General features: G+C 63.3%; 20 protein-coding genes and 1 riboswitch. Of the genes, 8 read left to right on the forward strand and 12 right to left on the reverse strand.

Annotated elements, in window-relative coordinates; all coding sequences use genetic code 11:
• Positions 1 to 73: 73 nt before the first annotated feature.
• Positions 74 to 847 carry an amino acid ABC transporter substrate-binding protein gene (locus AC3EML_RS01560; RefSeq protein ID WP_023702802.1) on the reverse strand — a complete coding sequence of 258 codons (774 nt, stop codon included), beginning with the start codon at positions 845 to 847 and terminating at the stop codon, positions 74 to 76.
• A gap of 397 nt (positions 848 to 1244) precedes the next feature.
• Here AC3EML_RS01560 and AC3EML_RS01565 point away from each other — a divergent pair, with 397 nt between their 5' ends.
• On the forward strand, positions 1245 to 2102 hold the full coding sequence (locus AC3EML_RS01565; RefSeq protein ID WP_023731851.1) for an RNA polymerase factor sigma-32: 858 nt from the start codon (positions 1245 to 1247) through the stop codon (positions 2100 to 2102).
• A gap of 96 nt (positions 2103 to 2198) precedes the next feature.
• Here AC3EML_RS01565 and AC3EML_RS01570 read toward each other — a convergent pair whose 3' ends face one another.
• The 4 genes from AC3EML_RS01570 to thiB form a co-directional block, all read right to left on the reverse strand.
• Positions 2199 to 3605, reverse strand: a complete 1407-nt coding sequence (locus tag AC3EML_RS01570) for a M48 family metalloprotease (protein WP_245260366.1) — start codon at positions 3603 to 3605, stop codon at positions 2199 to 2201.
• A gap of 331 nt (positions 3606 to 3936) precedes the next feature.
• Positions 3937 to 4701 carry a thiamine ABC transporter ATP-binding protein gene (gene thiQ, locus AC3EML_RS01575; protein ID WP_352520864.1) on the reverse strand — a complete coding sequence of 255 codons (765 nt, stop codon included), beginning with the start codon at positions 4699 to 4701 and terminating at the stop codon, positions 3937 to 3939.
• Positions 4698 to 6296: a thiamine/thiamine pyrophosphate ABC transporter permease gene (gene thiP / locus AC3EML_RS01580; RefSeq protein WP_352520863.1), complete on the reverse strand. Its 1599-nt coding sequence runs from the start codon at positions 6294 to 6296 to the stop codon at positions 4698 to 4700. Before thiP ends, thiQ begins: the two co-directional genes overlap by 4 nt.
• Before the next feature lie 220 nt (positions 6297 to 6516).
• Positions 6517 to 7524, reverse strand: a complete 1008-nt coding sequence (gene thiB / locus AC3EML_RS01585) for a thiamine ABC transporter substrate binding subunit (RefSeq protein WP_023752858.1) — start codon at positions 7522 to 7524, stop codon at positions 6517 to 6519.
• A 43-nt stretch (positions 7525 to 7567) separates the two neighbouring features.
• Positions 7568 to 7682: riboswitch (TPP riboswitch) on the reverse strand.
• A 162-nt stretch (positions 7683 to 7844) separates the two neighbouring features.
• Between thiB and AC3EML_RS01590 the strand changes: the two genes are divergently transcribed.
• The 4 genes from AC3EML_RS01590 to AC3EML_RS01605 are packed head-to-tail and all read left to right on the forward strand — an operon-like array spanning position 7845 to position 10923.
• Positions 7845 to 8504, forward strand: a complete 660-nt coding sequence (locus AC3EML_RS01590; RefSeq protein ID WP_352520862.1) for a thiamine diphosphokinase — start codon at positions 7845 to 7847, stop codon at positions 8502 to 8504.
• Position 8505: 1 nt separating this feature from the next.
• Complete coding sequence (locus AC3EML_RS01595; RefSeq protein ID WP_352520861.1) at positions 8506 to 10326, forward strand: ABC-F family ATP-binding cassette domain-containing protein; 1821 nt, start codon at positions 8506 to 8508, stop codon at positions 10324 to 10326.
• 55 nt (positions 10327 to 10381) lie between these two features.
• Complete coding sequence (locus AC3EML_RS01600) at positions 10382 to 10624, forward strand: type II toxin-antitoxin system CcdA family antitoxin (protein WP_352520860.1); 243 nt, start codon at positions 10382 to 10384, stop codon at positions 10622 to 10624.
• Positions 10624 to 10923, forward strand: coding sequence for a CcdB family protein (locus AC3EML_RS01605; protein WP_352520031.1), 300 nt, complete (start codon positions 10624 to 10626; stop codon positions 10921 to 10923). The genes AC3EML_RS01600 and AC3EML_RS01605 overlap by 1 nt, the downstream gene beginning before the upstream one ends.
• A gap of 26 nt (positions 10924 to 10949) precedes the next feature.
• Here AC3EML_RS01605 and AC3EML_RS01610 read toward each other — a convergent pair whose 3' ends face one another.
• Together AC3EML_RS01610 and AC3EML_RS01615 are read right to left on the reverse strand one after the other, a co-directional pair.
• Positions 10950 to 12602 carry a hypothetical protein gene (locus AC3EML_RS01610; protein WP_352520859.1) on the reverse strand — a complete coding sequence of 551 codons (1653 nt, stop codon included), beginning with the start codon at positions 12600 to 12602 and terminating at the stop codon, positions 10950 to 10952.
• Positions 12603 to 12678: 76 nt separating this feature from the next.
• Entirely contained in the window at positions 12679 to 13977 is a 1299-nt protein-coding gene (locus AC3EML_RS01615) for an adenylosuccinate synthase (protein WP_023684197.1), read from the reverse strand.
• A 209-nt stretch (positions 13978 to 14186) separates the two neighbouring features.
• Between AC3EML_RS01615 and AC3EML_RS01620 the strand changes: the two genes are divergently transcribed.
• Together AC3EML_RS01620 and AC3EML_RS01625 are read left to right on the forward strand one after the other, a co-directional pair.
• Positions 14187 to 15092, forward strand: coding sequence for a DMT family transporter (locus AC3EML_RS01620; protein ID WP_352520858.1), 906 nt, complete (start codon positions 14187 to 14189; stop codon positions 15090 to 15092).
• A gap of 105 nt (positions 15093 to 15197) precedes the next feature.
• Positions 15198 to 15662 (forward strand): DUF2231 domain-containing protein, encoded by a 465-nt coding sequence (locus tag AC3EML_RS01625; protein WP_352514829.1) that lies wholly within the window; start codon positions 15198 to 15200, stop codon positions 15660 to 15662.
• Positions 15663 to 15725: 63 nt separating this feature from the next.
• Here the strand turns inward: AC3EML_RS01625 and serA are convergent, their stop codons facing one another.
• The 5 genes from serA to glmM form a co-directional block, all read right to left on the reverse strand.
• Positions 15726 to 17327, reverse strand: coding sequence for a phosphoglycerate dehydrogenase (serA, locus tag AC3EML_RS01630; protein WP_023726192.1), 1602 nt, complete (start codon positions 17325 to 17327; stop codon positions 15726 to 15728).
• A gap of 58 nt (positions 17328 to 17385) precedes the next feature.
• Positions 17386 to 18561: a phosphoserine transaminase gene (locus tag AC3EML_RS01635; RefSeq protein WP_352520857.1), complete on the reverse strand. Its 1176-nt coding sequence runs from the start codon at positions 18559 to 18561 to the stop codon at positions 17386 to 17388.
• Positions 18562 to 18762: 201 nt separating this feature from the next.
• On the reverse strand, positions 18763 to 19623 hold the full coding sequence (locus AC3EML_RS01640; protein WP_352520856.1) for an outer membrane protein: 861 nt from the start codon (positions 19621 to 19623) through the stop codon (positions 18763 to 18765).
• 229 nt (positions 19624 to 19852) lie between these two features.
• Entirely contained in the window at positions 19853 to 20698 is an 846-nt protein-coding gene (locus tag AC3EML_RS01645) for an outer membrane protein (RefSeq protein ID WP_023673590.1), read from the reverse strand.
• A gap of 251 nt (positions 20699 to 20949) precedes the next feature.
• Positions 20950 to 22302 (reverse strand): phosphoglucosamine mutase, encoded by a 1353-nt coding sequence (gene glmM / locus AC3EML_RS01650; RefSeq protein WP_023704880.1) that lies wholly within the window; start codon positions 22300 to 22302, stop codon positions 20950 to 20952.
• A 343-nt stretch (positions 22303 to 22645) separates the two neighbouring features.
• Here glmM and AC3EML_RS01655 point away from each other — a divergent pair, with 343 nt between their 5' ends.
• Positions 22646 to 23650, forward strand: a complete 1005-nt coding sequence (locus tag AC3EML_RS01655) for a hypothetical protein (protein ID WP_352520855.1) — start codon at positions 22646 to 22648, stop codon at positions 23648 to 23650.
• Positions 23651 to 23685 lie beyond the last annotated feature (35 nt).

The raw sequence follows: 23685 nt of genomic DNA on the forward strand, positions 1-23685 counted from the left end.
GCGAAAAACGGCGAGCCGTCAAAGACGGCCCGCCGCTATTGGTCATTGCCGGCAAACCGCCGGGAGATGGTCTTTACTGCGAGACATCCTGGCCGAAATAGGTGTCGGCGATCTTCTTGTAGGTGCCGTCGGCCTTGATGTCGGCCAGCGCCTTATTGATCGCCGCGACCAGCTCCGGATCACCCTTGCGCACGATGACGCCGGAATAGTCGGCGTTCTCTTCCTGCGCGGCGATCTTCACATTGGCGTCCGGCTTGTGCTTCTTGAAGTCGAGGAAAGACAGGCTGTCATTGATGGTGGCGTCGGCGCGGCCGGTGAGCAGCAGCTGGATCGACTGGTCGAAGCCGTCGGTGCCGACGAGTTCGGCGCCGTTGGTCTCGGCGAGCTTGCCGAAATTCGATGTCAACGACTGTGCCGACTTCTTGCCCTTGAGGTCGGCGAAGGTCTTGATGTCGGTGTTGTCGCCGCGCACGATCAGCACGGCCTTGGAGGCGATGTAAGGATCGGAGAAATCGTACTTGGCCTTGCGCGCGTCGGTAATGCCGACCTCGTTGATCACGGCGTCGTAGCGGTTGGCGTCGAGGCCGGCGATCAGCCCGTCCCATTTGCCTTCGAGGAACTCGACCTTGACGCCGAGCTTGTCGCCGATCGCCTTGGCGATCTCGACGTCGAAGCCGACCAGCGCGCCGGAAGCATCATGATAGGTGAAGGGCGCATAGGTGCCTTCGGTGCCGACTTTGAGGGTGCCGGCCTGCTTGATCTGGTCAAGATTGGCGCCGGCATGGCCTGATGTAACAGCCAGAACCTGAAGCGTTCCGGCGACGATGAGCGAATTGAGCCATTTCATTTCTGTGTGATCCCGTCCTTGGCCGGTGTCCGGCGCTTGTGAGAGCCGGAAACTGACAGATACAGCGCAGCAAAATAAGGAACCAGATTTCAAAAAAACGACGATCCAGAAATCAGATTCTCAAAGCAGCTCGGATCGGTGCCAATAGTCCCGATCTGCGGTGTCGATGCGCCCTGTCGGACCGCACAAAACAACCGCCATCGGCGGCGGAACCAATCCCCGGTGTGGCACGTTCATGGCTTGTTGTAGGGCGCCGCGTTTCCATTTCAAGAACCCTTGGCTGCGCTAGGCCCGAAGCAATTCCAGGAAAGTGGGAAAGCGGTTTCCTTCGGAATTGCGTCAAACAGAGATAACGGCCGCCAGGCCGTCCGAAAATGTCCGGGAGCAGGAGCGCGGCATGATCGAAGACACGGCAGGACGGACCATGGTCCGCACGGCAATGAAAGCCCCCTACCTCGAGCGCGATGAGGAACATGTTCTCGCCTTGCGCTGGAAGGAGGACCAGGATCAGCAGGCGCTGCATCAGATCACCGTCGCCCATATGCGGCTGGTCATCTCCATGGCTTCGAAATTCCGACATTACGGCCTGCCGCTCGGAGATCTGGTCCAGGAGGGCCATGTCGGGCTGCTGGAAGCAGCCGCGCGTTTCGAGCCGGAGCGCGAGGTGCGCTTCTCGACCTATGCGACATGGTGGATCCGCGCTTCGATGCAGGACTATATCCTGCGCAACTGGTCGATCGTTCGCGGCGGCACCTCTTCGGCGCAAAAGGCGCTGTTCTTCAACCTGCGGCGCCTGCGCGCCCGTCTTGCCAATGGCGCCGAGCCGATCTCCAACGCCACGCTCTACCGCGAAGTCTCGGTAGCCCTAGGCGTCTCCGAGGCCGATGTCGCGAAGATGGATTCCAGGCTTTCAGCACCTGACTCTTCGCTCAACGCACCGCTCGCCGACGAAGCCGGCACCACCGAGCGGATGGACTTCCTGATTTCGGACGATCCATTGCCTGACGAGGTCGCCGGCGACACCATCGACGTCGAACGGCGCCTGATGTGGCTGAAGACGGCGCTCCGCGCGCTCAATGCCCGCGAACTCAGGATCATCGAGGAGCGCCGGCTGACCGACGAAGGTGCGACGCTTGAGGCGCTCGGCGAGACCCTCGGTATTTCCAAGGAGCGTGTCCGCCAGATCGAGGCCCGCGCCATGGAAAAGCTCAAGCTCGCGCTGGTCAAGCAGAACCCCGAATTCATGGCAGCGTGAGATTGCCAGGAACAGGGGTACCGCCCCGAGTTATCTCAGAAAAGTTATCTCAGAAAAAAGCACTACGAAGGCTGGGGTTTCTGACGAAGACCGGCGCTATCTGTCCGTAACGATCTTGACCTTGTCGCCGGCCGAAACCGAGGCGCCCGGCGACATCGCGTTGAGCACGCGGAACAGATCGAGCTTGCGGTCGACGCCGACCATCTGCGCCGAAAGTGTGCCCATCGTCTGCCCGGCCTGTACCGTGACGACGCGGATATGCAGCGGCTTCAGTGCCGCTTTCTCGGCGGGGCTGAGCACGCGGAACGAACCGCTGACCGAGCGTGCCACCGGATCGAGTGTCGTGCTGGCCGAGGGGGCGGCCGTCAGCAGGCGATAGACCTGGCCGCCGGCGCGGATCACTGCAATGTCGAACTGCCAGCCATCGGCGCCGGCGTGCGCTGTCGCCGCCTCGTTGCCGTCGATCGTCTCCTGGCGCACACTGGTCTCGTCGAGACCGGCCACCCAGCCGCTTCTGATGTAGTCGGTCAGCGCACGATCCTTGTCGATCGACACACCGTCGAAGCGGATCGCCATGTCGCCGGGACCGGTCGCCGTCACCGCCGCTGCCGAATTGTCGATGATGAAGCCGTCGGGCACGGTGAACGAAACGCCGAGGCCCGGATGCAGGAAGGTCTGGCCGCGCACATAGCCCTCTTCCGGCGTGTCGCCATAGAGCAGGCCGTCTATCCCGGCCAGGAAGGAATCGCGGTCGCGGGTGCCGATGCCCGGCGCGCCGAACTGGCGGGCGTGGCGCTGCGCCAGATCAATTCGCTGCGGCGTGTTGGGGTGCGTGGCCAGGAAGTCGAGGCTGGCGTCGGTGGCGCCGCTGATCGAGCGGAAATCGGTATAGGCCGACATCGACTGCAGGAAACGCCCGGCGGCATAGGGATCGTAACCCGCCTCGCCGATCGACTTGATGCCGATCGCGTCTGCCTCCAGCTCCTGGTTGCGCGAGAACTGCGCCAGCCTCAGCTTGCCGCGGATCAATGCCTGCTTGGCGGTCGGGCTGTCGCCCAGCACATCGGAGACCACCTTGGTCGCCAGGCCTTCCTCGGCCTCGAGCTGCTGTCGCTGCAGACCGTGATTGGCGGTGACGTGGCCCATCTCATGCGCGATGACGGCGGCGAGTTCGGCCGAATCATTGGCCAGCGCCAGCAGGCCGCGGGTGACGTAGAGATAGCCGCCCGGCAGCGCGAAAGCGTTGACGTTTGGCGAATTGAGGATGGTGATGCGATAGGTCTGGGTCGGATTGGCCGACACCACGGTCAGGCTGCCGACAACCTTGGCCACCATGCGCTCGAGCTTGGGATCGGAATATTCGCCGCCATAGGTGGCAAGGATGCGCGGATGCTGTGCCTTCGCCAGTTCGGCAAGCTTGCTGTTGGCGGCGACATTGTCGACCGTGATCGGCTTGTCGGAAGGCTGGAAGCCGGATTCCTGCACTTCGGGAGGCGTGAACATCTGGCAGCTGGCCAGCGCCACGGCAAGGCCGACCAGCGCGAGGAAGCGCACCAGCGGTCTGCGTTTCAAAGTGTCAGTGCCGGTCGGCAGCACGGCGTTCCTTCAGCTCTCGGCGCATGATTTGGACCGGGGTCCGCGCCAGCGAAAAATCGGTTTTCGTTGGCAATCCTGCACACATCAAAAAACCTACAGCGTTTACGCATCCGGCCGGATGCGGCGCTGTAGGGGGCAAATCACGGCTCGTGCCGGACCAGTACTAAGCGGACCTAGCCACATCAGCTGGACCATGGCAAGCAAGCGCCACATCACCTGTAGCCGGTTTGGTCGTAAATTATGTCCGCTTCCGGGCAATATCGCGTGATCCGCCCGAACTTGCGCCGATATAGCGCCGAAACGCTTCAGGGCCAGTGCCGTCGAAAAAATCGGCGGCAGGTCCCGTCGCGGCAACCCTGCCATTGTCCAGAAAAACCATCTGCTCGCCGATACGGCGAGCGTCTTCCGGCTGATGCGTGACGAACAGCACCGTCATCGCCCGCTCGGCATGAACGCCGGCCACCAGGTCGAGCATGTCGTCGCGCAGTGCTGGCCCGAGCGAAGCGAACGGCTCGTCGAGCAGCAGCACCGGCCGGTCGCGCACCAGAACGCGGGCGAGCGCCACGCGCTGCCTTTCGCCGCCGGAGAGTTCGCGCGGCAGGCGCATTTCCTTGCCGGCCAGGCCGACGCGGTCAAGCGCCTCGGCGATTGCGGCGCGATCGGCGTCGGTCAGGTTGAGCGATGGCGAGCGGCCGAGCCCGACATTCTTCTCCACCGAGAGATGAGCAAACAGATTGTTTTCCTGGAATACCATCGACACCGGCCGCGCCCAAGGCGGCTTGGCGCCGACATCGGCGGCGCCGATCAGCACGCGACCGGACTCCGGCGTCTCGAAACCAGCCACCAGATTGAGCAAGGTCGATTTGCCCGAACCACTTGCCCCCATGATGGCGGTGATCTTAGATGTATGGAATTCGACATCGAACAGGAATGACGTTTCGCCATAGCTGAACGAGACCTTGTCCAGCCGGACAGTCGTGCCTTTCTCCACAGCGGACGTCACGATCTCTCTCCCCGTCCCAGCCAGTCTGCCGCGACCACCAATGCAAGGCAGACCGCCCCGAGCAGCAAAGCCAGCCCGGCAGCATCGGCCGTGCGATAGCTGCCCATGCGCGCCAGCAGGAGATAGGGCAAGGTCTGCACCGAATCGCTGCCGAACAGCGCGATGACGCCGAGATCGCCGAGCGACAGCGCCATGGCGAAGGCAAAGCCGGTGGCCAGCGGCCGCCGGAGCGATGGCCAGTCGACCAGAAGCAGCCGGTTCCAGCCCGCAATGCCGAGCTGCGCGCACAGCTTTTCGTGGCGCTCGCTCGCCGCATCATAGGCCGGGCGCATCGCGCGGATGGCAAAGGGCATCGCCATCACCGCATTGACGGTGACGACCATGACCGGCGCGATGGCAAAGACATCGCTGACCGTGCGCAGCAGGAGAAACCAGCCGGCGCCGATGACAATGGGCGGCACGACGAGGACGAAGCCGGCGCCGGTGTCGGTGGCATGTTCGAGCAATGAACGGGCACTGGACCGGCGGCGCAGCGACAGTGCCCGCCGAGCCATGATCAGCGACAGCGACAGCGCCACCGAAAGTAGCGCCGCCGAGAGGGCGAGACCGGCGCTGGTCAGGGTCGCCTGACGCACGGCACTCTCGCCCGCCAGCCGGCCGAGATCGGCGCCGAGGCCGGACGCGACGGTGGCCGCCATTGGTCCGGCGACGAACAGCAAGGCGAGCACGATCAGGACGGCGTTGAACGCTGTTTCTGCTTTGCCGGCCAAGTGATAGCGGCGCGGCGCGACAGGCAAATTGGCGTCGCCGGTCATATTGGCGCCGAGCCGCGTCAGCGCCAGCATGACGGCAAAAGTCAGCGCGATCTGCAGCACCGTCAGCGTCACCGCTCGCGCCGGATCGAAGTCGAAACGCAGCGCCTGATAGATGGCGACTTCCAGCGTCGTCGCCGCCGGCCCGCCGCCGAGGATCAGGACGATGGTGAAGGAGGTGATGCAAAGCATGAAGACAAGCCCGGCGACGCCCGGCAGCGCGGCGCGCATCACCGGCCACTCGATCAGCCGGAAGGCTGGCCTCGCTCCCATGCCGAGCTGGCTTGCCAGCCGCCATTGATCGGCCGGCACCGTGCCCAGCGCTTCGAGGAACAGCCGGGTGGCCAGCGGCAGGTTAAAGAAGACGTGGGCGACGAGGATGCCCGGCAGCCCATAGATGTCGGGCCAGCTCTGGCCACCGATCGCGGCGAAATAACCGGCGCGGCCGTAGAGCGCCAGTATGCCCAGCGCTGCGACAATCGCCGGCAAGGCAAGGGGCACAGTAAACAGCTGCAGGATGAAGCCGCGTCCGAAGAAGCGCGGATGCCGCGACAGCGCGCGGGCGACGAACAGCGCCGGTACGACAGAAAGCAGCATCGAGAGCGCAGCCTGCCAGAGCGTGAAGCGGACAACGCGCAGGAGATAGAGGTCAAAGGCGGACGCGGCGCCGGAAAGGTCGTGCGCGCCTTCGCGGATAAGGCCGGCGAAGGCGCCACCGATCAGCAGCGCGATTGCCGCAAGCGCGACAATGCCGGCCGTGATGCGGGGGTCAGAGCGTTGCACTCTTTACCGGGCGTCGCGTTCCTTCGCGCCCCCCTCTGTCCTGCCGGACATCTCCCCCACAAGGGGGGAGATCAGCTATTTCCGCGCCCCGCTTATTCCTGCAACCTTGGCGACTGGCGAAATCGCCGACGATAGCCAATCTCCCCCCTCGTGGGGGAGATGTCCGGCAGGACAGAGGGGGGCGCCGTAGGGCACTCATCTTTCGATCATACAGCCAAAGCTATTTGCTCATCACCGCCAGCCATTCATCCACCCAGGCCTTGCGATTTGCCGCGACCTCTTCCGGGCTGAACAGCAAGGTCTTCGCCGGCTTGACCAGCCTATCAAAAGCCGGATTGAGCGGCTTGTCGGTTTTCCCGGCCGGGAACATCCAGTTGGTCTCCGGAATGACATCCTGGAATTTCGGCCCGGTCATGAAGGCCAGGAACTTCGCCGCCAGCGGATTCTTCGCGCCCGTGGTGGTGATGCCGGCGACCTCGATCTGCAGATACTCGCCTTCCTCGAACGAGGCCGCCTGGTAGCGCCCGGTGTTCTCGGCCACCATGTGGTAGGCCGGCGACGTCGTATAGGAAAGCACCATCGGCGCCTCGCCCTTGGTGAACAGGCCATAGGCCTCGCTCCAGCCGGGCGTCACCGTCAGCACTTTGCCCTTGAGTTTCGCCCAGGCTTCCGGCGCCTTGTCGCCATAGACCGACTTGACCCACAGCAGCAGGCCGAGGCCCGGCGTCGACGTCCTCGGATCCTGGATGACGATCTTGTCGGCGGCATCGCCCTCGACCAGTTCCTTCAGGCTCTTCGGCGGGCTCTTCAGCTTTTCGGTGTCGTAGACGACGGCGAAATAACCATAATCATAGGGCACGAAAGTGTCGTCGCTCCAGCCGCCCGGCACGTTGTTTTCAGCCACCGCGCCATGTGGGACAAACAGGCCGGAAGCCTTGGCTTCCGCAGTGAGGTTGGTGTCGAGACCAAGCACGATATCGGCCTTGGTCGAGGCACCTTCGAGCTTGACGCGGTTGAGCAGCGCGACGCCGTCGGCCACCGAGACGAAGTCGACGCTGCAGCCGCACTCGGCCTCGAATTCCTTCTTCACCTGGGGGCCCGGACCCCAGTCGGCAGTGAAACTCTCATAGGTATAGATCGTGAGTTTTTCCTGCGCGGACGCAGAGCTTGCCAGTAGCGAAACAGCAAGCCCCAGCGCTGGGACAAGACGGGACAAAAACATGCGCATCGGCGCCTCCTTCATTCGTGTTGAAAGGAATTGAGGCGTCGGGCTGTCCGAAGCGTCTAATCCCTCCGCCGGTACAAACCGGATCAGGTTCAGCGGGTTGGCGAGACTGCCTCTCAGCCGGTCCGCGAAGATCGCGTCCGGCACCCCGTTAGAGCGTTTCGACACATAGGCCCGGCCAAGGTGCCACGCAAGTGGAAGTTTGCCCGAGCATGATCCCGGAAAGTGGAATCCGTTTCCGGAAAAAGATCATGCTCCAACAAAGAGTGACGGTGCCGCTCGGCCTTCCGTTTCGTCGGCGGGGCTGGTAAGGGCCAGCGGATATGAGCACATTCACCATCCTGCTTGGCGGCGATCTCGTCCGCACGCCGCGGCTCGACCGCCAGGTCGCGGGCACGCGCGTCATCGCCGCCGACGCCGGCATCGATCATGCCCGCCTGCTCGGCCTGATGCCGGAGCTGTGGGTCGGCGATTTCGATTCCGTGCCGGCGGACCTGCCTGCCGATCTCGCCGCCGTGCCGCGGGAGGTGTTTCCTCCCGAAAAGGACAAGACCGATGGCGAACTGGCGATCGCGGCGGCATTGGGACGCGGCGCCACCAGCCTGGTGCTGGCCGGCGCTTTCGGCGGCAAGCGCGCCGACCACGCCTTCCTGCATCTGGCGCTCAGCCTGCGGCTGGCCGAGGCCGGCACAAAAGTGCTGTTGACCAGCGGAGCGCAGGAAGGCGCCCCTCTGCTGCCTGGCAAGGCCGGCTTCGACTATGCCGACGGAACGCTGTTTTCGGTGCTCGGCTTTTCCGATCTTTCGGGCCTCACCGTGTCCGGCGCGAAGTGGCCGCTCGACCATGTCGAGGTCGTGTTCGGCTCGTCGCTGACCATCTCGAACGAGGTCAAGTCCAACACGACCGGGGGCGGCCTCGAAATCGCGCTCGGCCATGGCCGCGCGCTGCTGCTCGCCCACCCCTACCCCTTGCCTGAAAGCTGACATGGCCCCGCCCCTTCTCAACCTCGACGGCATAAGACTGACCTTTGGCGGCACGCCGCTGCTCGACGGCGCCGAACTGACGGCGTCCGCCGGTGACAAGATCGCGCTCGTCGGCCGCAACGGCTCCGGCAAGTCGACGCTCCTGAAGATTGCCGCCGGTCTGATCGATCCGCAAGACGGCGAGGTCTTCCGCCAGCCTTCGGCAACGGTGCGCTATCTCCCGCAAATGCCCGACATGGACGGCTTTGCCAATGTGCGTGCCTATGTCGAGGCCGGGCTTGGGCCTGCCGACGATCCCTACCGCGCCACATATCTGATGGAGCATCTCGGCCTCGCCGGCACGGAGAACCCCAACGATCTCTCCGGCGGCGAGGCGCGCCGCGCAGCACTTGCCCGCGTCATGGCGCCCGAACCCGATATTCTGCTGCTTGACGAGCCGACCAACCATCTCGATTTGTCGGTCATCGAATGGCTGGAAGAGGAGCTCGTCCGGACGTCTTCGGCGCTGATCGTCATCTCGCACGACCGACGCTTCCTCGAACGCGTCTCGCGCGCCACTGTCTGGCTCGACCGTGGCCAGACCCGCCGCCTCGACAAGGGCTTTGGCCATTTCGAGGAATGGCGCGACCTTATGCTGGAAGAGGAAGAGCGCGAACAGCACAAGCTCGGCCGCCAGATCGTGCGCGAGGAGCATTGGCTGCGCTATGGCGTGACGGCTCGCCGCAAACGCAACATGCGCCGCCTGGGCGAACTGCAGACCATGCGCCAGCGTTTTCGCGGCCATCGCGGCGCCGAGGGCTCGGCCACCATGGTGGCCAGCGACGCCGCCGAATCCGGCAAGCTGGTGATCGAGGCCAAGAACATCGAAAAGAGCTTTGGCGACCTCACCGTGGTCAAAAGCTTCTCGACCCGCATCCAGCGCGGCGATCGCGTCGGCCTTGTCGGGCCGAACGGCGCCGGCAAGACGACGCTGTTGAAGATGCTTACCGGCGAGATGAAGCCCGACGCCGGCTCGGTGCGGCTCGGCACCAATCTGGAAATCGCCACGCTCGACCAGAAGCGCGAGGCGGTCGATCCGGCCGAGACCCTGGCGCAGTATCTCACAGACGGGCGCGGCGAAAACCTCGTCATCAATGGCGGGCAGCGCCATGTCGTGTCCTACATGAAGGATTTCCTGTTCAAGCCGGAACAGGCGCGCACCCCGGTGCGCGAGCTGTCCGGCGGCGAACGGGCGCGGCTGCTCCTGGCGCGTGTTCTGGCGCGGCCGGCCAACCTTCTGGTGCTCGACGAGCCGACCAACGATCTCGACATGGAGACGCTGGAACTGTTGCAGGAACTTGTCGCCGGCTTTGCCGGCACGGTCATCCTGGTCAGCCACGACCGCGACTTCCTCGACCGCACCGTCACCAGCATCATCGCCCCGGACGGAGGCGGCCGCTGGATCGAATATGCCGGTGGCTATTCCGACATGCTGGCGCAGCGCGGCGGCACCCGGCTCGACGACCGCAAGGCGCGCGCCAAGGCCGAAGCCAGCGATGCGCCGGCGCCGGGCAAGAGCGAGCCGACAGCGCCAAAAGGGCCGTCGAAGAAACTGTCGTTCAAGCAGAAATTCGCCCTGGAATCCTTGCCCAAGAAGATCGAGGCGGTAATGGCCTCGATCTCGCGTTTGGAAAACAACATTGCCGATCCCGCCTATTACGAGCGCGACCCGGCCTCGTTCCAAAAGACCATCGCCGCCCTCGACAAGGAACGCGCCACGCTGGCCGCACTCGAGGAAGAGTGGCTGGAGTTGGAAATGCTGCGTGAGGAGATGGAGGGGTAGCATTGCCTGCGGTCTTTTATGCGCGTATATTGTGCGCATGAAAGGAGGCATCTCCGTGCTTCAATCGTCGCCAAAAACTCAGCGGGCCTCTGTCAACACGTCCATTGACTCTCAGTTGATCAAGGACGCCAAAGCGTTGGGCATCAACATCTCCCGCGCTGCCGAAGCAGGGATCGCGAAAGCGATTGCGGCGGAGAAAACGCGTCGATGGCAAGAAGAAAACAGGGAAGCCATCGAAAGCTCCAACGAATATGTCCGAAAGAACGGACTGCCATTGGCTAAACACCGGCCGTTCTGATGGCGCGTTACGATTTCTATCGGAGTACCGAGAGCGACGGTTATCTTCTCGACGTGCAGTCAGATATGCTTGAAGGGCTGAGCACGAGGGTGGTCGTTCCTTTGATGCCGCCCGAGGTAGCCCCGCTTCCTGGCCGCCGCCTGAACCCGACCTTCGCTATAAACGGCAAAGATCTTGTGATGGTCACACAGTTTGTGTCGGCCTTCAGCGCGTCCGAATTGCGGATGCCAGAGGGAAACCTTTCTAGACATCACGACGACATCGTCGCCGCGCTCGACATGCTGTTCCAGGGCTTCTGAGCGAAGGCAGCCGCTACTGCCGCCCGTCAACCTGCCGTCTTCGCCTGCCAGGCCTTCAGCGCCTCGTCGAACACCTTCTCGCCCGGAATGCCCTTTTCCATGGTCAGCAGCGCCCGGCGTCCGGTCTTGTAGACCACCGGCACGTCGATCCAGTCCTGGCCTCGAAGCAAGGTCATATTGGCGTCCTCGTCGGCCTTGGTGTCGTTGAGCGCCACCAGGAAGAAGCCGTCGGCGATCTTGGCCGGAATGCCGATCAGCGGGCTGCCGGCATCCTGTTCCGAACTCTTCATGGCGACGCGCAGGATGTTGTCGACGCCACCGCCGTCAAAGCCCTCGGGCGTCAGGAAGATCATCTCGATGATGTGGCTGGCCGGCAGCGTCTGGTCGGTATTGCGGCGGATGGTCATGCGCAGCTGGATGTCCTTGCCGGGAATGGTCGCCTCGGCGCGGATCGCCGGCTCGGGCGGCAGGTCGCCGCCGGGCGATTCCTGCACCAGCGACCAGACGATGCTGCCGGGTTCGGCCGAACCTTGCGCGGTCGAGGTGCGTTCCTCGTAGAAGATCGCCTTCTGGCCGACCGCAACGGTCGGCGCGGGAGCGGCGGCCGCCGGCGCAGCGGGCGGCGTGCCGACCGCGGGCGGCGTGGCGGCGGCATCAGCCGGTGCTGCCCCGTTGGCCGGCGGAGCGACGCCATCGGCGGGCGGCGTTGCCGGTGGCGTGGCGGAAGCGTCGGGCGCCGGCGTGGCGGGCGCGCCCGTGGCTGCGGCGTCGCCGGCCGGCGGGGTCGCAGGCGCTGGAGCCGCAGGTGGCGCTGGAGCCGGGGGTGGCGGTGTGGTCAGCGCGGCGACGGACTCGCCCTCGCCGATGCCGCTTTGACCGGCCGCGGGACCGGGGTCGGTTTCACCGCCTTCGGGCGACAGGCGCTGGGTGAACTTCGTTCCCTCGCCGGCAGCGGCCGGTGCCGGTGCATCGGCCGCGGGCTTGGCCGGCGCCGGCTTTACCAGCGGTTCGGTCGAGACCGTCTTGGTGTCGCCGCCGAGGCCCAGCATCGAGCCAAAGGCATCCTTGTTCAGCCAGATGCCATAGCCGCCGCCGGCGACCACCAGAAGCGCGACGACAGCCGCGATCAACCCGCCATAGCTGCGCCTGCGCTCGGCGGGGCGCAGGCGCTGGAACGTGTCCGCCGCCGGCTGCTCGTCATTGGCAAAGACATCGGCGCTATCGTCGTCAGCGTCCAGCTCCGCGGCTTGCTTGTCGATGGTTTCTGCACGCCCTGCAGGCGGTGTCGGCGCGGGCCTCTGCCAGCTCGGCTCTGTCCTGGCGGTCGGCGCCGGCTGCACGGATTTCGCCGGCTGCCAGGCCGGCGCAGGCGTGGCGGAAGGCTTTACATGACTGGACTGGTTCTTGTTGCGGTCGATGGAGGAGAAGATGTGCTCCAGCTCCGCCAGCGGATCGGATGCCGGCACCGCCCTGGCATAGTCGCGCTCGACGCTCGAGATGGCATCTTCCAGGGATCGCTTCTGCGTGCTTATGGCTTCGGCGGCCAGCGGCGGCGAATACTCCGCAAGCTTCTTCGCCAGCATGGTACGAACGCTGTCATAGATCCGCGTACGCTTTTCGGGCGTTTCGTCGCCGTGCTTGTCGAGCGCCTTTTTCAGAATAGCAACGAAATCTGCCATGCTTCAGTCGACCTGTATTTTGTTTCCGCGCCGGCCCCCGCAAATCGGCCGCGATGCCCGGAAAGGCTTCAGAAAACTAGTCTTGAAACGGATCGGTCACAAGTATCGTGTCGTCCCGTTCCGGGCTGGTGGAAAGGAGCGCGACGGGTGCGCCGATCAGCTCCTCGATGTAACGGACATATTTGACGGCCTGCGCCGGAAGGTCATTCCAGCTGCGCGCGCCGGCGGTGGTGCCTTTCCAGCCTTCGAGCGTCTCGTAGACCGGCTCGACACGCGCCTGCGCGCCCTGGCTGGCCGGCAGATAGTCGATCGTTTCGCCGTCGAGACGGTAGCCGGTGCAGACCTTGATCTCATCCAGCCCGTCGAGCACGTCGAGCTTGGTCAGCGCGATGCCCTTGATACCGTTTACGGCGACGGCCTGGCGCACCAGCACGGCGTCGAACCAGCCGCAACGGCGCTTGCGCCCGGTGACGACGCCGAATTCGTGGCCACGCGTACCGAGAAATTCGCCGATCTCGTTCTTCTGCTCGGTCGGGAACGGGCCTTCGCCGACACGCGTCGTATAGGCCTTGGTGATGCCCAGGACATAGCCGATGGCGCCGGGGCCCACCCCCGAGCCGGCGGCTGCCTGGCCGGCAACGGTGTTGGACGAGGTGACGAACGGATAGGTGCCGTGGTCGATGTCGAGCAGCGTGCCTTGCGCGCCCTCGAACAGGATGCGTTCGCCGGCGCGGCGCTTGTCGTCGAGGATTTTCCAGACGCGGTCCATATAGGGCAGGATCTCATCGGCCACCGAGGTCAGCTCGGTCATGATCGCCTCATGCGTGACTTCGCCATGGCCAAGCCCGCGACGCAGCGCATTGTGATGCGTCAGCAGCCTGTCGACCTTGAGGGGCAGCGTTTCCAAATCCGCCAGATCCATCACCCGAACCGCGCGCCGGCCCACCTTGTCTTCATAGGCTGGGCCGATGCCACGACGCGTCGTGCCAATTTTCGTCCCGGAATTGGAGGCGGCGTCCTCGCGGAATCCGTCCAGCTCCCGGTGCAGCGACAGGATAAGCGCGGTGTTTTCGGCTATTTTCAGGCGGTCCGGCGTGACCTCGACGCCTTGCGCCTTGAGTTTTGCCACTTCGGCGACAAAGGCGTGCGGGTCGAAGACGACGCCATTGCCGATGATCGACAGCTTGCCTTGCCGCACCACGCCCGACGGCAGCAGCGACAGTTTGTAGACCTTGCCGTCGACGACCAGCGTATGGCCGGCATTGTGGCCGCCCTGGAAGCGCACGACCACGTCGGCGCGCTCCGACAACCAGTCGACGATCTTGCCCTTGCCTTCGTCGCCCCATTGCGAGCCGACGACCACCACATTGGCCATGTTTCTTTTCCCTTGAGATGCCGCCCTGGCGGCCTGGATATGGTTCGAAACGACAGGCCTCTATAGCGTCAAGACCTCGCAAGCGCGACCTTTCTTTGCCGCCGAAAATGCCCTGAGGCACAACAATTTTCGGCTTTGACATCATTTACTTGCGTCGGCGGGGGCAATAGGCCGGCAAACACAACTCCCCAAGCGGCCGGAATCCCGCAATGCATCGACGCGCCTACCTGTTCCTGCTGCTGACCACCTTGTTGTGGGGCGGCAATTCCGTCGCCGGCAAGCTGGCGGTCGATCACGTCTCGCCGATGACGCTGGTCTTCCTGCGCTGGGTGCTGGCCGTCGCGATCCTGCTGCCGATCGGCTGGCGCACGATCAGGGAGGACTGGCCGGTGGTGCGCAAACACTGGTTCGTCCTGGCTGCACTTGGCGCCAGCGGCTTCACTCTGTTCAACACCATTTTTTACACCGCGCTCAACTACACGACGGCGATCAATGTCTCGATCGAACAGGCGGCGATGCCGGTCTTGATCATCATTGCCAATTTCTTCTTCTTCCGCCTGCGCGTGAGCTGGGCTCAGATTGCGGGCGTGGTGCTGACCATCTTCGGCGTCATCTTGACTGCCTGCCACGGCGATCCGCGCCGGCTGCTCACATTGGAACTCAATTTCGGCGACGCCATCATGCTGGTCGCGGTCGTCCTCTACAGCGGTTATTCGGTCGGGCTGCGGCTGAAGCCGGTGATGCGCTGGCAGAGCCTGATGTTGTCCCTGGCGATCGCTGCCCTCATCACCTCGCTGCCGTTCTTCCTGTGGGAGGTCGCCACCGGCAAGGTTATCGTCCCCGATATCAGCGGCTGGGTGGTCATCGTCTATACCGCGATCGGCGCTTCGGTCATTTCGCAGATCACTTACATCAGGGGCAACGAACTGATCGGCGCCAACCGTGCCGGGCTGTTCATCAATCTGGTGCCGATCTTCGGCACGCTGCTGTCAGTGCTGATCGTCGGCGAGACATTCCAGCTCTACCAGGCGCTGGCGCTTGCCCTGGTGCTGGGCGGCATTTCGCTCGCCGAATACAGCGGGCGCAAGATGTCGGCACCGAACCGCTGCGGATAACATTTGGCCGCTGCCGCGCTGCGCCGCCGTCGCGATAACTGCTGCCGCGCGCCGACCTGGAACATTTTACCTCTGGCGGAGTTTGCTTGCGTGGGAGGCAACAAGATGAGCCATAACCCTCGCAGCACAGCAAGCATTGCCGGTCACCCCATTCATCCAATGCTGATTCCGTTTCCGATCGCCTTCTTTGTCGGTACCTTCGTTTGCGATCTGATTTTCTGGCAGACAGCCGATCCCAGGTGGGTCACCGGATCGCTTTGGCTTCTCGGCGCCGGCCTGATCATGGGCGCCTTGGCCGCTCTTACCGGCCTGACGGATGTTCTCGGCGATGTTCAGATCCGCAATCTCACGACGGCATGGCTCCATGCCGGCGGCAACGTGCTCGTCGTGCTGATCGAGCTTTATAACTGGTACTCTCGTTATGTCGGTGGAGCGGCGGCTGTGATCCCGACCGGCTTTATCTTATCGCTGATCGTGGTTCTGATCCTGCTGTTTACAGGGTGGAAGGGCTGGGAACTGGTCTATCGGCATCGCGTGGGCGTCTCCGACGGCTCAGACGAATTGACCTGAACCGGCCTCTGCGACGGCCGCCCAATGATGGGGGGAGGACCGCCGCATCCGCCACGCCGTCAACTACATTGCGTTGACGTCGAACTGCAGCCGCTTGGCCGAGTCGATGGACTTGTGCGCCTTGACCTGTTCCAGCACTTTCTCCGGGAACGGCGCGTCGAGATAGAGCAGCGCGATCGCGTCGCCGCCCGGCCGGTTGCGGCCGAGCTGGAAGTTGGCGATGTTGACGCCGTTCTCGCCGCACACCGTGCCGAGCAGGCCGATAATGCCGGGCGCATCGGCATTGGTTGTGTAGAGCATGTGCTGGCCGACCTCGGCGTCGAGATTGATGCCCTTGATCTGGATGAAGCGCGGCTTGCCGTCGGAGAAGCAGGTGCCGGCGATCGAGCGCGTCATGTGCTCGGTCTTCACCGTCAGCTTGATGTAGCCGTCGAACACGCCCGACTTGTCGCGCTTGACCTCGGCGACGATGATGCCGCGCTCCTTCACCATGATCGGCGCCGACACCATATTGACGTCGGCGACCTGCGGCCGGATCAGTCCGGCAAGCGTGGCACTGATCAAGGCACGCGTGTTCATCGTCGCGGTCGAGCCGTCGAACAGGATCTCGACCTCGTTGATCGGGTCCTCGGTGACCTGGCCGACAAAGGCGCCGAGCACTTCGGCGAGCTTGACGAACGGCTTTAGCCGCGGTGCTTCCTCGGCCGTGATCGAGGGCATGTTGATGGCATTCGAAACCGCGCCCTTGATCAGATAGTCGGCCATCTGCTCGGCCACCTGGAGCGCGACATTTTCCTGCGCTTCCGCTGTCGAGGCGCCGAGATGCGGCGTTGCCACCACATTCTCCATGCCGAACAGCGCGTTGTTTTCCGCCGGTTCGACCTCGAACACATCGACGCCGGCGCCCGCCACCTTGCCGCTCTTCAGCGCCGCGACCAGGTCGGCTTCGACGATGAGCCCGCCACGCGCGCAATTGATGATGCGCACGCCGTTCTTCATCTTGGCGATCGCCGCCGCGTCGATGATGTTGCGCGTCTTGTCGGTCAGCGGCGTGTGCAGCGTGATGAAATCGGCGCGGGCGAAAAGCTCGTCCAGCTCGACCTTGTCGACGCCGAGTTCCTCGGCGCGCTTGTCCGACAGGAACGGGTCGAAGGCAACGACATGCATCTTCAGGCCGACGCCGCGCGTGGCGACGATCGAGCCGATATTGCCGCAGCCGATGACACCCAGCGTCTTGCCGGTGATCTCGACGCCCATGAAACGGTTCTTTTCCCATTTGCCGGCATGGGTCGAGGCATTGGCCTCCGGGATCTGCCGTGCGAGTGCAAAGATCATCGCCACCGCATGTTCGGCCGTGGTGATCGAATTGCCGAAAGGCGTGTTCATCACGATGATGCCCTTGCGGCTCGCCGCGGGGATGTCGACATTGTCGACACCGATGCCGGCGCGGCCGACGACCTTGAGTCTTGTCGCTGCGTTGATCAGTTTTTCCGTGACCTTGGTCGCCGAGCGGATGGCAAGACCATCATACTGGTCGATGACTTCGAGCAGCTTTTCCTTGTCCTTGCCGAGATCGGGCAAATAGTCGACCTCGATGCCGCGGTCCTTGAATATCTGGACGGCGGTGGTGGAGAGTTTGTCAGAGACGAGAACGCGGGGCGCCATGGCGGCCTCCTTGAACTGGATTGTCGGGAAATGGCGGCCCGCAGGCCGCCACGAATTCTCAGGCTGCTGCCTTCACCGAAGCCTTCTGCGTGGCGAAGGCCCAGTCGAGCCAGGGCAGCAGCGCCTCGAGATCGGAGGTCTCGACGGTGGCGCCGCACCAGATGCGCAGACCGGAAGGTGCGTCACGATAGGAGCCGATGTCGTAGGCGACGCCTTCCTTGTCGAGCACAGAGACGATCGCCTTGGCGAAGGCCGCCTGCCCGTCGGCGTCGAGCGCCGCGACATCGGCGTCGGTGAAGGACAGACATACGGACGTGTTGGACCGTGTCGCCGCATCGACCGCGAGATGGCCGAGCCAGGACGACTTGTCGACAAAGCCATCGAGCACGGCGGCATTGGCATCGGCTCTGGCAATCAACGCATCGAGACCGCCGATCGACTTCGCCCAATGAAGCGCATCGAGATAGTCCTCGGCGCACAGCATCGACGGCGTGTTGATGGTCTCGCCCTTGAAGACGCCTTCGATCAGCTTGCCGCCCGAGGTCAGGCGGAAGATTTTCGGCAGCGGCCACGCCGGCTTGTAGGTTTCCAGTCGCTCGACGGCGCGAGGCGACAGGATCAGCATGCCGTGTGCGCCCTCGCCGCCCAGCACTTTCTGCCAGGAGAAGGTGACGACATCGAGCTTCTGGAAATCGAGCCTCTGCGCGAATGCGGCCGAGGTCGCGTCGCAGATGGTCAGGCCTTTGCGGTCGGCTGGAATGAAATCGCCATTCGGCACGCGCACGCCTGAGGTCGTGCCGTTCCAGGTGAAGACCACATCGCGGTCGAAATCGATCTTGGTGAGATCCGGCAGTTCGCCATAGCCTGCCTCGACCTTTCTGATATCGGCGAGCTTCAGCTGCTTGACGACATCGGTCACCCAGCCCGAGCCAAAGCTTTCCCATGCCACCATGTCGACGCCGCGTTCACCGAGCAGCGACCACAGCGCCATCTCGACAGCACCCGTGTCCGACGCCGGCACGATGCCGATACGGTAATCGGCCGGAACCTGGAGAATCTCGCGCGTCAACTCGATGGCCTGTTCGAGCTTGGTCTTGCCGATCTTGGCGCGGTGCGAACGGCCGAGCGCAGCATTCTTCAGCGCCTCGACCGACCAGCCGGGGCGTTTTGCGCAGGGACCTGAGGAGAAATTGGGGTTTGCCGGACGGAGTCCGGGCTTCGTATGCGTCGTCATCGTGGTCTATCCTTCCAGATAGTGGCCCCTCGTTGGGGAGGGGTGGCCCACGGACGGCGATATGCGTTCAGCCCTCAGGCGTCAAGAGGAAAGTTTTTGTCGCTGACAAGATAGAAGCAGTCCGGGATCAGGATTTCGTGAGCCCAAACGCAAACGGCGGATCGAAGAGATCCGCCGTCGGGTTTCGTATCTGCAGCCAGCCTACCAGAGGTCGTAGCGCAGCCCGAACTTGACCGTCTGATAATTGATGCCCTTGTGGATGTTGAAGGCGCCGCTGTCATAAGCGACGTATTTGGCGCCCGGCACCGAGAAATATTCGTAGCCAAGGTCAACCGACACGTTCTTGGCCACCTGATAGGAAAGACCGCCCCCTATCGAATAAGCAAGGTTGAATTTGCCCTCTTTATCCGTTGCACCCTCGTAGCCGGCCGGATCATCACAAGAGAACCCGCCCGTGCCGGACGAATTGGGGGCCACTTCCACGCAATCCTTCGCCCCAATGCTCCTGTAATATTTATTGTATGCGACACCGACCCCTCCGCCAAGATATGGAGTGATTCCAACATAGGTGCCGAGATCGACATAGCCATTGGCCATGATGCTGTAGCCTTTGTTGGAAGCATTGTCGGAAAGATCGCATGCCTGCGTAGCCGCGACGGAATTGATGGTGCCAAAACCGTCGTCCACAAGCGTATGGCCGTCGCAAGTGGCTGCCAACTTGGCGTGTTCCCCGAATTTGTCGGTCGGAAGAATCCCGCCGTTCAGCTCGACCCGAAGATAGTCGTTGACATGATACCCCATACCGAAACTGCCCGTGAAAAGGCTGCTCTCATCGGTAAAGCTGTTAAGCGGGCCGGTTGTCGCTTCCTCATGCTCGAAGGGATGGCTGAACGCGTAGCCGACATCCCCCCGCAGATACCAGCCCGAGCCGACCTCGACCGGTTGATAGTCCGGCGCCTGATCGACATAGATCGGCGGGTCGTAGTCCGCGGCTTGCGCCGGCGTCAGCAGCGCTAGCGCGAGTGCGGCAAGTGCCGGCGCTGTCAGCAATTTGAAATTCATGGGTCCCCGGCTCCTGAAATTGGCGCTCTTCATTTTGATCGCAAGCGCCGTTTCAGTAGGCATTGTTAACCATAGTGGTTAAGTGCGGGTTAAGGATAACGCGACGTTACCGATTTGATTTCGATAGGCTTTCTCTCCGCACGCCGCGGCCTGGAAGTGCACCGCAATCGGCAAACAAAAACCGCCCGGCATGGCCGGGCGGTTCGCAAATTCCTGGATTTCGAAGCGACTACTTGGTGTAGACCGGCTCCGGTTCGGGAACGTAGGGCTCCGGCGGCGGGGCGCAGTCCGACCGGCCGAACTGGTAGCGCAGGCCGCCGCGCACTTCGTGCACGTTGATGCCGCGATCGAAGCCCGGGCCGACATCGCTGTCGGAGGCGTAGTTGAACATCTTGCCACCATTGATGTGGCTGTAGCGATAGCCGAGATCGAGCTTGACCCGGTCGGTCAGGCAGTAGGAGGCGCCGGCCATGAGGGCATAGGCAAAGCGCCAGCCCTTGCCGCCGCTGTGCTCGAAGGAGCCATCGAGATCGGTATTGTGCAGCGTATCCCACTTGACCCAGGCACCACCGATGCCGGCGCCGACATAGGGCGTCACGCCGTGCCAGGTGCCGATATCGACATAGGCATTGGCCAGGAGCAGCATCGCCGAATAGGACGATGTGTCGACGGAGGTACAAGCTATGCCGCCGCCGCAGAAACCATTGGTCGAGCCGCGGAAATTGGACTTGCCCATCCAGTCGAAGGTCAGATCGGTGCGGAAGTACCGGTTGACCTGGTAACCGACACCGGCGCCGGCCGAAAAGGAACTCTTCAACTTGCCGGAGGCGAACGAACCGGGGAGTTGGGGCGGTGCCGGGCTGTAGGTGGTGTAGTCACCACCGCGGAACTTCGACCAGTGATAGTCGATATCGCCGCGGATGTACCAGCCGCCGAAATCGGCCGGCTGTTCATAGGCGATCGGCGCCGGCGCCTCTTCGACCACTGGCGGCTCCGCCAGATCGGCGGCGAATACTGGCCCGGCCACGCCTGCGAACAGCGCGGCAAGGAAAGCCATTTTTGCTGCATTGAACATGTTTGTCACCCCTGAGAACCCGTCGGAACTTTGAATCCGCTCGAATGTGTTTGACCTCAGTTGTGGATAATGAATTGCAAAAGTTAAAAGGCGTTTAACCCTGTCGATTAACCACGAATTCTCGACATTTTAGCAAACGGCCTCCGCCGCCATGACGCTGGGACCAACCCTGGCCGAAACAAAAAGCCCGCCTGCAGGCGGGCTTGAAGTCTTGAGCCGGCAGTTCGCCCCTCCCGTCGGAGGCAGCGCAATCAGGCGGCGCTGCGCGTTTCCGAGATGATGTCGACGATGTCGTTGACCACGGCCTCGACCAGCTGTGGGTCGTCGCCCTCGGCCATGACGCGGATCAGCGGCTCGGTGCCCGAGGGCCGGATAACCAGGCGGCCGGCCTTGCCTAGACGGTTGCGCGCATCTTCGATCGCCGCCTTGACCAAGGCTTCTTCAAGCGGCTTGCCGCCGGCGATGCGGACATTCTTCAACAGTTGCGGCACCGGCTCGAATTTCTTCGACAATTCGCTGACCGGCCGGTTCTGCCGCTTGATGCAGGCCAGCACCTGCAGCGCCGAGACCAGCCCGTCGCCAGTGGTCGAGAAATCGGACAGCACAATGTGGCCCGACTGCTCGCCGCCGACATTCAACCCGTGCGCGCGCATATGCTCAACGACATAGCGGTCGCCGACCTTGGTGCGATGCAGCTGCAGCTTCATGTCGCCAAGGAAGCGTTCGAGGCCGAGATTGGACATCACCGTCGAGACGACGCCGCCGCCGGCCAGTCGCCCGCTCTGGTGCCAGGACTCGGCGATCAGCGCCATGATCTGGTCACCGTCGACGATGGTGCCGTTCTCGTCGACGATGACGACACGGTCGGCATCGCCGTCGAGTGCGATGCCGATATCGGCGCGCACTTCATGCACCTTCTTCTGCAGGCCGGCCGGATGGGTCGAGCCGCATTCCTTGTTGATGTTGAAACCGTTCGGATCGACATTGATGGCAATGACCTCGGCGCCCAGTTCCCAAAGTGCGGCGGGCGCCACCTTGTAGGCTGCGCCATTGGCGCAATCGACGACGATCCTGAGACCCGACAGCGACATCGAGCGCGGCAGCGTGCGCTTGGCGAATTCGATGTAGCGGTCATGCACGCCGTCGACGCGCTTGGCGCGGCCGAGCCCGTCGGAATCGGCGAGCGCCAGTTCGATATCCTTGTCGAGCATGCTCTCGATGCGCTCCTCGATCTCGTCGGAGAGCTTGTAGCCATCGGGACCGAACAGCTTGATGCCGTTGTCGTAATAAGGGTTGTGCGAGGCCGAGATCATGACGCCGATATCGGCGCGCAGCGAGCGCACCAGCATGGCGACCGCCGGTGTCGGGATCGGGCCGAGCAGGAACACATCCATGCCGGCCGCGCACAGGCCGGACACCATGGCGTTTTCGATCATGTAGCCGGACAGCCTGGTGTCCTTGCCGAGCACGACGCGGTGGCGATGGCTGCCGCGCTGGAACGACAGGCCGGCGGCCATGCCGACCCGCATCGCGATCTCAGCCGTCATCGGAAACTTGTTGGCGCGCCCGCGAATGCCGTCGGTGCCAAAATAACGTCCTGCCATGCTTGCCAGAATCCCCGTCGGTTTTCAGCCGGCTCGTAATGCCACAATTGGTCCGAGCCCGACTATCACATTGTGTGATTGTATATTACCAATTCTTAGAAAATCATTGTAGCAGGCTGTTCGGAGCGTTGGCAGCGTATCATGACACGGTGTTGCCGCAATATAGCATTCACACTGGGCCACACTGCGCAGATTGGGCCGGTAAGCCGGACTGTTGGAGCGGCAGATCGCAAGGGTCCATCACCTTATCGGGAGAACGCCGTTTAGCATCTGGCGCAGCCTAGCGTTGAGAGCTATTGATTGACACAGGTACAACCTATGGGCGCAGCAACGGGAGAACGCCATGCTCATCCACCGACTTGCAACTTTGACGGGTCTTGCCGTCGCAACCTTGTTCATGGCGGCGCCCGCCAGCGCGCTGACCATGGCCCAGTGTAGTACCAAGTATAATGCCGCCAAGGACGCCGGCACGCTGAACGGCCAGACCTGGAATCAGTATCGGAGGGCCGAGTGCGGCACCGACGCGGCGGCCACCACCGAGACCGCAAAGCCGGCGGCCAAGAAGGCCGCTGCGGCCAAGACGGACACGACCAAGGCCGCCGCCGCTGCTGATGACGGCGCCAAGGGTCTGACGGCCAAGGAATGCAGCGCTAAATACCAGGCTGCCAAGGCCGCCGGTACGCTCAATGGCGCAAAGTGGAACGACTTCCGCAAGACCGAATGCGCCGCCGGCGCATCCGCCGCGGCAGAACCCGCCAAGGCCACGACCAAGGCCGCAGCCACAACCGACGATGGCGCTAAGGGCCTGACGGCCAAGGAATGCAGCACCAAGTACCAGGCGGCAAAGGCCGCCGGTACGCTCAATGGCGCAAAGTGGAACGACTTCCGCAAGACCGAATGCGCCGCCGGGGCCTCGGCCGCGGCAGCACCCGCCAAGGCAACCACCAAGGCAGCTGCCGACAGCAGCGGCAAGGGCCTGAGCATGGCCGATTGCAGCGCCAAGTACCAGGCTGCCAAGTCTGCCAATACTCTGGGCGGCAAGAAGTGGAACGACTTCCGCAAGGCCGAATGCGGCGCAGGCGCAGATGACGACGACACCGTGCCCGCTCCGAGCGAGGCGACCTATACCAGCGAGCCCGAGAAGCCCTCGGTCACCGCTCCCAAGGGTGTGAAGTTCCCGGCCGCGATCTCGAAGAAATACGCCGGCGAGACGCCGGCCAAGGGCCGCATGCACACCTGCCTCGAGCTCTACTACGCCAATAAGGATGCCAACACGCTGAATGGCCTGCGCTGGATCCAGAAGGGCGGCGGCTTCTACAGCCTCTGCAATGCCAAGCTGAAGAGCTGATCGCGTAGCCATATTCTCCAGACAGAGGCCCGCGC

This window comes from Mesorhizobium sp. P170090, from assembly GCF_057786115.1.

Excerpts from the sequence above, each read along its gene's own strand:
- serA (WP_023726192.1), bottom strand. The coding sequence starts at position 17,327 with ATGGCGCCCCGCGTTCTCGTCTCTGACAAACTCTCCACCACCGCCGTC.
- thiB (WP_023752858.1), bottom strand. The coding sequence starts at position 7,524 with ATGCGCATGTTTTTGTCCCGTCTTGTCCCAGCGCTGGGGCTTGCTGTT.
- AC3EML_RS01635 (WP_352520857.1), bottom strand. The coding sequence starts at position 18,561 with ATGACGACGCATACGAAGCCCGGACTCCGTCCGGCAAACCCCAATTTC.
- AC3EML_RS01615 (WP_023684197.1), bottom strand. The coding sequence starts at position 13,977 with ATGGCCAATGTGGTGGTCGTCGGCTCGCAATGGGGCGACGAAGGCAAG.
- AC3EML_RS01565 (WP_023731851.1), top strand. The coding sequence starts at position 1,245 with ATGATCGAAGACACGGCAGGACGGACCATGGTCCGCACGGCAATGAAA.
- AC3EML_RS01605 (WP_352520031.1), top strand. The coding sequence starts at position 10,624 with ATGGCGCGTTACGATTTCTATCGGAGTACCGAGAGCGACGGTTATCTT.
- glmM (WP_023704880.1), bottom strand. The coding sequence starts at position 22,302 with ATGGCAGGACGTTATTTTGGCACCGACGGCATTCGCGGGCGCGCCAAC.
- AC3EML_RS01625 (WP_352514829.1), top strand. The coding sequence starts at position 15,198 with ATGAGCCATAACCCTCGCAGCACAGCAAGCATTGCCGGTCACCCCATT.
- AC3EML_RS01590 (WP_352520862.1), top strand. The coding sequence starts at position 7,845 with ATGAGCACATTCACCATCCTGCTTGGCGGCGATCTCGTCCGCACGCCG.
- AC3EML_RS01655 (WP_352520855.1), top strand. The coding sequence starts at position 22,646 with ATGCTCATCCACCGACTTGCAACTTTGACGGGTCTTGCCGTCGCAACC.
- AC3EML_RS01560 (WP_023702802.1), bottom strand. The coding sequence starts at position 847 with ATGAAATGGCTCAATTCGCTCATCGTCGCCGGAACGCTTCAGGTTCTG.
- AC3EML_RS01570 (WP_245260366.1), bottom strand. The coding sequence starts at position 3,605 with ATGTTCACGCCTCCCGAAGTGCAGGAATCCGGCTTCCAGCCTTCCGAC.
- AC3EML_RS01595 (WP_352520861.1), top strand. The coding sequence starts at position 8,506 with ATGGCCCCGCCCCTTCTCAACCTCGACGGCATAAGACTGACCTTTGGC.
- AC3EML_RS01645 (WP_023673590.1), bottom strand. The coding sequence starts at position 20,698 with ATGTTCAATGCAGCAAAAATGGCTTTCCTTGCCGCGCTGTTCGCAGGC.
- AC3EML_RS01640 (WP_352520856.1), bottom strand. The coding sequence starts at position 19,623 with ATGAATTTCAAATTGCTGACAGCGCCGGCACTTGCCGCACTCGCGCTA.
- AC3EML_RS01610 (WP_352520859.1), bottom strand. The coding sequence starts at position 12,602 with ATGGCAGATTTCGTTGCTATTCTGAAAAAGGCGCTCGACAAGCACGGC.
- AC3EML_RS01620 (WP_352520858.1), top strand. The coding sequence starts at position 14,187 with ATGCATCGACGCGCCTACCTGTTCCTGCTGCTGACCACCTTGTTGTGG.